Raw genomic sequence first — 7,128 nt, 5'->3', positions numbered from 1 at the left:
TGCTCGCCGCGCACAAGGTGCACGCCGCCTACGTCCCGCTCGACGCCGGCTTCCCCGCCGACCGCATCGGCTACATCTGCGAGGACTCCGGGGCCCGGTTCGCCCTCGCCCCGCCCCACCTGGCCGCGGCCCTGCCCGGCGAGGTCACCGCCGTCGACCCGGCGGACGAGCCCGGGGAGGACGGGCCCCTCACCGCCGCCGAGGCCGGCATCCCGGCGGACGAGCTCGCCTACCTGATCTACACCTCCGGCACGACCGGCAGGCCCAAGGGCGTGGCGATCGAGCACGCGTCCATCGTCAACTTCGTGCGGGTGGCGGGCGAGCTGTACGGCTACCGCCCCGGCGACCGCGTCTACCAGGGCATGACCCTCGCCTTCGACTTCTCGGTCGAGGAGCTGTGGGTGCCGTGGGTGGCGGGCGCCGCCGTCGTCCCGAAGCGGGGCAAGGCCGCGATGGTCGGGGACGACCTGCAGGACTTCCTGCGCGACAACGGAATCACCGCGCTCGCGTGCGTGCCCACGCTGCTGGCCACCCTCGACCCCGCCGAGTGCACGCAGCTGCGTTTCCTGCTCGTGTCCGGCGAGGCGTGCCCGCAGGACCTCGTGACCCGCTGGCACACCGAGGACCGGCGCTTCCTCAACGTCTACGGCCCCACCGAGGCCACCGTGACGGCCACCTGGACCGTGGTCCACCCGGACCACCCGGTCACGATCGGCCGTCCACTGCCGACGTACCGCGCGGTCGTCCTCGATCCGGACGATCCGACCCGGCTGCTCGAACCGGGAGAGCAGGGAGAGCTGGGGATCGCCGGGATCGGGCTCGCCGCGGGCTATCTCGGGTTGCCGGACCGCACCGCGGCGGCATTCCGGGAGGACGTCCCGGGGATCGATCGCGTGTACCGGACCGGTGATCTCGTGTCGGTCACCGAGGCGGGCGAGATCGCCTACCACGGACGGATCGACACGCAGGTCAAGCTGCGCGGCTACCGCATCGAGCTGACCGAGATCGAGTCCGTGCTGCTCGGGGTGGCGGGCGTCGCCCAGGCCGTCGTCGACGTGTGGGAGCCCGCCGAGGGCGTCCGCGAGCTGGTGGCCTGGTACTCGACCCGCGGCCCCGTCACGCGGGAGGACCTGGTGGCCCGGCTACGGGACCGGTTGCCCTCCTACATGGTCCCGGCCTACCTGGAGGAGCTCGACCGGGTCCCGATGACCACGAGCGACAAGGCCGACCGCCGCAACCTGCCCGACCCGGTCTCCGGACGGGTCGTGACCGGTGGTGCGCACGTCGAACCCGGGACGGACGCCGAGCGCACCCTCGCCGCCGCGCTGGGCGGGGTGCTGGGCACCGGACCGGTCTCGGTGACCGCCGACCTCTTCAGCGATCTCGGTGCGAACTCCCTCCTGCTCGCCCGGTTCGTCACCGCCGCGCGGGAGGGCGGGATCGCGCTGACGATCCGGGAGGTCTACGCGAACCCGACCGTGCGCGAGCTGGCACGGGTCGAGCAGGCGCCCGCGGTGGCCGCCGAGGAGGTCCGGGAACCGCATCGCGCGTCCGCCGCGGCCTATGCGCTCACCGGGATCGCGCAGGTCCTGCTGTTCGTGGGCTACACCTCGCTACTGGCCTTCGGGGTGTCCACGGCCTACGACTGGGTGGCCGAGGCGGGGGCGATCAGCTCCACGCTGCTGCGTGCGGTCGCGGTGGGCGGGCTGGCGTTCGCGGCGCTGTGCCTGGCGCCGATCGTGCTGAAGTGGGTGCTCGTCGGGCGGTTCCGGGAGCAGGAGTTCCCGGCCTGGACCTGGCGGTACCTGCGATTCTGGCTGGTCAGGACCGTGATCAGGGCCAACCCGCTGCTGCTGTTCACCGGCTCCCCCGTCGTCGCGCTGTACCTGCGGGCGCTCGGTGCCCGGATCGGACCGCGGGTGCTCTGGCTGAGCCGCACCGTGCCCGTGTGCCCGGACCTCGTGGACATCGGGGCCGACACCGTCGTCCGCAAGGACGCCGTGCTGCTCGGCTACCGCGCCGAGGGCGGTCGGATCCGCACCGGGCGGATCACGCTCGGCGAGCGGGCGTTCGTGGGCGAGGGGGCGGTGCTCGACGTCGACGTGGAGATGGGGCACCACGCCCAGCTCGCGCACGCCTCGTCGTTGCATGCGGGACAACGGGTCCCCGGCGGGGAGTCCTGGCACGGCACCCCGGCCCGACCGGCGGGGGAGGTGGACTTCCGCCGGGCCGAGCCCACGCGCGTCGCCCCCTGGCGGCGAGCCGTGTACGGCACGATGCAGGTGGCGCAGGTGCTGGTCATCGCCCTGCCGGTGGTGTTCGGGGCGCTGGAGGCGGTGCTCGCCCAGCGGATCGGCGGGGCGGCCCCGGCCATGACGCCCACGGTGTTCGTGCTCGACGCGCTCGTCGTCGGGTCCGCGGCGTTCGGTGCCCTCGTCCTCGGGCAGGTGGTCGCGGCTCTCGTGCTGGGCCGGCTGCTGCGCCGCGCGCTGCGGCCCGGCGAGACCTACCCGATCTACGGCATCCGCTACTCGCTGCTGCGGCTCGCCACCCGGCTGACCAACCGACCCCTGCTGGACTCGCTGTTCGGCGACAGCTCCGCGATCACCCGCTACACCCGGGCGTTGGGCTACGACCTCGGGGTGGTGGAGCAGACCGGGTCCAACTTCGGGACCACGCAGAAGCACGACACCCCGTTCGCCGTCCGGATCGGTCGCGGCACGATGATCTCCGACGGGCTGTCGCTGGCCAACGTGGAGTACACCTCCAGCAGCCTGCGGGTCGGCGAGTCCAGGCTCGGCGAGCGGAACTTCCTGGGCAACAACGTGATCGTGCCCGCAGGCGGCCGGATCGGCGACAACGTCCTGCTCGCCACCAAGGTCATGGTCCCGCTCGACGGCGAGGTCCGGAGCGACACCGGCCTGCTCGGCTCGCCCGCGTTCGCGATCCCGCGGTCGGTGGAGCGCGACTCCCGGTTCGACGCGCTGGCCACCGGGCCGGAGTTCCGGAACCGCCTCCGGCGCAAGAACCTCAGCAACACGCTGACCGGGCTGGCCCTGCTGGCCGTCCGGTGGGTGCACCTGGTGCTGGTGGCGGCGGTCGGGCTCGGCGGGGCGCTGCTGTACCCGGCACTCGGCCCGCTCGCCGTGGGTGCGGCGGCAGTGGCGGCGCTGCTCGTGGGCGTCGGCTGGTTCACCCTGGCCTCGCGCGCGGCGATGGGCTTCCGCAGGCTGGAGCCCCGGTTCTGCTCGATCTACGACCCGTACTTCTGGCGGCACGAGCGGCTGTGGAAGCTGCTGCCGCCCTTCCTCGCCCTGTTCGACGGGACCCCGCTCAAGGCGATGGTCCTGCGGGCGCTCGGGGTGCGGGTCGGCAAGCGGCTGCTCGACGACGGCTGCTCCATGCCCGAGCACACCCTCGTCACCGTCGGCGACCACTGCACCCTCGGCCCGCTGAGCACGGTGCAGTGCCACTCGTTGGAGGACGGCACGTTCAAGTCCGACCACACGGTCCTGGGCGCGGGGGTCACGATCGGCACGAACGCCTTCGTGCACTACGGAGTGGAGATGGCCGAGAACACCGTCCTGGACGCCGACGCCTTCCTGATGAAGGGCACGCAGACGGCCCGGGACACCCGCTGGCAGTCCAACCCCGCCTCCCCCACCTAACCCCGCATTATGGAGCCATAACTGTCGTTTCGAGCCTCGAAAACGACAGTTATGGCTCCATAATGCGGGTCAGGGCCTGCTCCAGGACCTCGGTGCGTTTGCAGAAGGCGAAGCGGAGGAGGGTGAGGGCGAGGTCGGGGTCGTCGCAGAAGACGCTGACCGGGACCGCCGCCACGCCCGTCCGCTCCGGCATCGCCCGCGCGTAGGCCGCCGCGTCCCGCACGCCGAGGGGCGCGAGGTCGGCGACCACGAAGTAGGTGCCCTGCGGTTCGAAGACCCGCATCCCGGCCTCGCGCAGGCCCGCCACCAGCAGGTCCCGCTTCGGGCGGAGGTCGCCGGAGATCGCCGCGTACACGGCGTCGGGCAGGGCCAGGGCCTTCGCCACCGCGGGTTGGAAGGGGGCGCCGCCCGCGAAGGTGAGGAACTGCTTGACCGCGCGGACCGCCGCGACGAGCTCGGCCGGGCCGTGGACCCAGCCGATCTTCCAGCCCGTCACCGAGAAGGTCTTGCCCGCGCTGGAGACGGTGAGCGTCCGGTCGGCGAGGCCGGGCAGCGTGGCCATCGGGACGTGCTCGGCCGCGAAGGTCATGTGCTCGTAGACCTCGTCCGTGATCACGACCGCGTCGTGCTCGACCGCGAGGTCACCGATGGCCCGCAGCGTGTCCCGGCCGAACACGGTGCCGGTGGGGTTGTGGGGGGTGTTGACCAGAACCGCCCTGGTGCGGGGCCCGAAGGCGGCGCGCAGCTCGGCCGGATCGGGCTGGAAGTCCGGTGCCCGCAGCGCGACCGTCCGCCGGGTCGCCCCGGCCATCGCGATCACCGCGGGGTACGAGTCGTAGTACGGCTCGAAGACGACGACCTCGTCCCCCGGCCCGCACAGCGCGATCACGGCCGCGGCGATCGCCTCCGTGGCACCCATGGTGACCAGCACGTCGCCGGCGTCGAGGGAGTAGAAGCGCTCCTGGTGCGCGGCCACCGCCTCGCGCAGGGCCGGGAGACCGGGCGCGGGCGGGTACTGGTTGGCGCCGCCCTCGATCCCCGAGACGGCGTCGGCCAGCAGGGACGCCGGTCCGTCGGTGTCCGGGAATCCCTGGCCCAGGTTGATCGCGCCGTGCCGCACGGCCAGCTGGGTGATCTCGGCGAAGATCGTGGAGGTGAAGGGGCGCAGGCGCTCGACGAGCACGTCACCACCCCCGCATGTCCACGGCCCAGCGCTCGGCCACGTGGTCGCCGTCGACCAGCCACATCGCCTCGTGCATCGCGACGGTCGGGTCCACGTGCGCGGGCACGACCCGGATCCGGTCCCCGACGCGCGGCTTGCGCTCGCCCGGGGCGAAGGTCGTGTGCTCGTCGGAGCAGAACCAGACCTGGGCGCCGGGGATGGACGGGTTGCCGTGGTCCATGCCCAGCGCCTTGAGCCCCACGTCGACGACGGCGTGGTCCGCGGACACCGAGATGACCGTGCCGAGCACGAACAGGGCCTGCTCGAAGGGGTGCCCGAGCTCGGCGTACGCGCTGTCCATGAGCGCATAGGACCCGGCCTGGATCTCCGTGGCCCACTCGTTCGCGGCGTAGGTGCCGGTCCCGCCCGCGGACACCAGGTCCCCGCCGACCTCCCGCGCCGCGGCGACCAGCTTCTCCATCGACTCGCGGACGAGGCGGCGCTGCTCCTCCTCGGGGCGGGCCATCATCAGGTGCCCCTCGTAGCCCATCACACCGCGCACCTCGAGCCCGTTGCGCCGGGCCAGGTCGGCCAGCTCACCGGCCTTCTCCGGCGGACAGCCGCAGCGCGGGAGGCCGACGTTGACGTCGATCACCACCTCGAGCACGGTGCCGCGCAGGGCGGCCGCGATCGTCTCCCGGGAGTCGACGGCGAGGGTGACCCGGGCGCCGTCCCGCACCAGCTTGCCGAGGCGGGTCGCGTCGGCCACCTCGTTGGCCAGCAGCAGGTCCCCGCCGAGGCCGTGCTCGGCCATCACCTCGCACTCGCGGATCGTGGCGCAGGTGAAGCCGGGATGGCCGTTGTCGCGCTGCCAGCGCGCCAGCGACGTGCACTTGTGCGCCTTCACGTGCGGGCGCAGCCGGGCCCCGGGGAGGGCCGCGCTCATGGTGTCCAGGTTGCGGCGCAGGGCCCCGCGCTCGACGAGCAGCGCGGGCGTCACCAGGTCGTCGACGTGCACGGCCGGACGCTACAGGTTCGGCACCGGCGTCCGGGCGATCCGCCGGAGCACACCCGGCGCGAGCTTGGACACCGCGTAGGCGGCCCGGCTCTCCACCGTGACGAGCTGGACCGGGCGGTTGCGCTCCACCGCCGTGATGACCGCCGCGGCGACCTTCCGCAGCGGGTACGGACGCCGCTTGAGCAGCCGGTCGGTGCTGCGCTGCCGCTCCGCCGGGTCGTCGACGCCGACGAACCGGGCGGACGCCGCGATGCCGGTGGGGAGGAAGCCGGGACACAGCGCGGTGACGCCGATGTCGTCGGGCGCCAGCTCGGCGCGCAGGCACTCGGACAGCATCAGGACCGCGGACTTGGTGGTGCAGTAGGCGGGCAGGAAGGTCGTCGGGGTGAAGGCGGCGGCGGAGGCGACGTTCACGAGGTGCCCGCCCTCGCCACGGTCCCTCATCCGCGCCGCGAAGATCCGACAGCCGTGCACCACGCCCATCAGGTTGACGTCCACGATGTCCTGCCAGTCCTGCACGGAGTGCGCGAGGAAGGGGCCGGACACGGCGATGCCCGCGTTGTTGACGACGACGTCGGGCACGCCGATCTCGGCGCACACCTCGTCGGCGAGGGCCTCCATCGCGGCGACGTCGGTGACGTCGACCTGGAACGCGCGGCCGCCCTCGCCGGGGGCCTCGGTGGGGTTCCGGTCCACCGCCACGATCCGGGCGCCGCGCTGCGCGAAGCCCTCGGCCACCGCTCTGCCGATCCCGCTCGCCGCGCCGGTGACCAGCACGACCTTGCCGGTCCAGCGGGTCCGTGGATGTCCGACTCGCGCGTCGGAAGTGGGGGACTCGCGCGTCGGGAGTGGGGGACTCGCGGAGATGTGCTCGCGGACGCAGCGGGCGACGACGTCGGGGCGCTCGCGCGGGAGCCAGTGCCCGCCCGCGACCTCCCGGAACCGCAGGCCGGGGACGAACTCGGCGGCCGAGGCGGCCAGCGCGGGCGTGACGTACCGGTCCCGGGTGGGGGCCAGGACCTGCGTGGGGACGTCGGTACGGCCGTCTCCCCGCACCCCGCTGATGTTGGCGCGGTACAGGTCCAGGCCGTTCAGCCCGTCCCGCGTCGCCGGCCGCGGGACGCGTTCGCGGCGGGCGATCGCCCTGCCCGCCACGCCGGCCCGCCACGCGAGCTCCGGGACCCGCGGGAGCTGGAAGAAGCCGATGTACCAGGAGGCGGCGGCCTGGCGGAGCCGCGCGGCGAGCGACCCGGTCCGCAGGAAGGCGCCGACGTGGGTCA

4 protein-coding genes are annotated in these 7,128 nt (G+C 73.5%); 1 reads left to right on the top strand and 3 read right to left on the bottom strand.

Going from position 1 to position 7,128, the window contains the following annotated elements; genetic code table 11:
* Positions 1–3,668: Pls/PosA family non-ribosomal peptide synthetase (locus H5J29_RS15520; RefSeq protein ID WP_181781674.1), on the top strand; the 3,668-nt coding region annotated here is incomplete at its 5' end.
* Positions 3,669–3,717: 49 nt separating this feature from the next.
* On the opposite strand, the gene H5J29_RS15515 is transcribed toward H5J29_RS15520, so the two are convergent.
* The 3 genes from H5J29_RS15515 to H5J29_RS15505 form a co-directional block, all read right to left on the bottom strand.
* A complete protein-coding gene (locus H5J29_RS15515) occupies positions 3,718–4,851 on the bottom strand; it encodes a pyridoxal phosphate-dependent aminotransferase (RefSeq protein ID WP_181781673.1) in 1,134 nt (377 codons plus the stop codon).
* Between the two features lies 1 nt (position 4,852).
* On the bottom strand, positions 4,853–5,848 hold the full coding sequence (locus H5J29_RS15510; protein WP_181781672.1) for an alanine racemase: 996 nt from the start codon (positions 5,846–5,848) through the stop codon (positions 4,853–4,855).
* A 9-nt stretch (positions 5,849–5,857) separates the two neighbouring features.
* Positions 5,858–7,128: SDR family oxidoreductase (locus tag H5J29_RS15505; protein ID WP_181781671.1), on the bottom strand; the 1,271-nt coding region annotated here is incomplete at its 5' end.

Source organism: Pseudonocardia pini (assembly GCF_013870575.1).
In the GTDB taxonomy this organism is placed as follows: Bacteria; Actinomycetota; Actinomycetes; order Mycobacteriales; family Pseudonocardiaceae; genus Pseudonocardia; species Pseudonocardia pini.
Note: the sequence above shows the minus strand (reverse complement) of the source record. Positions and strands in the feature narration are given on the sequence as shown.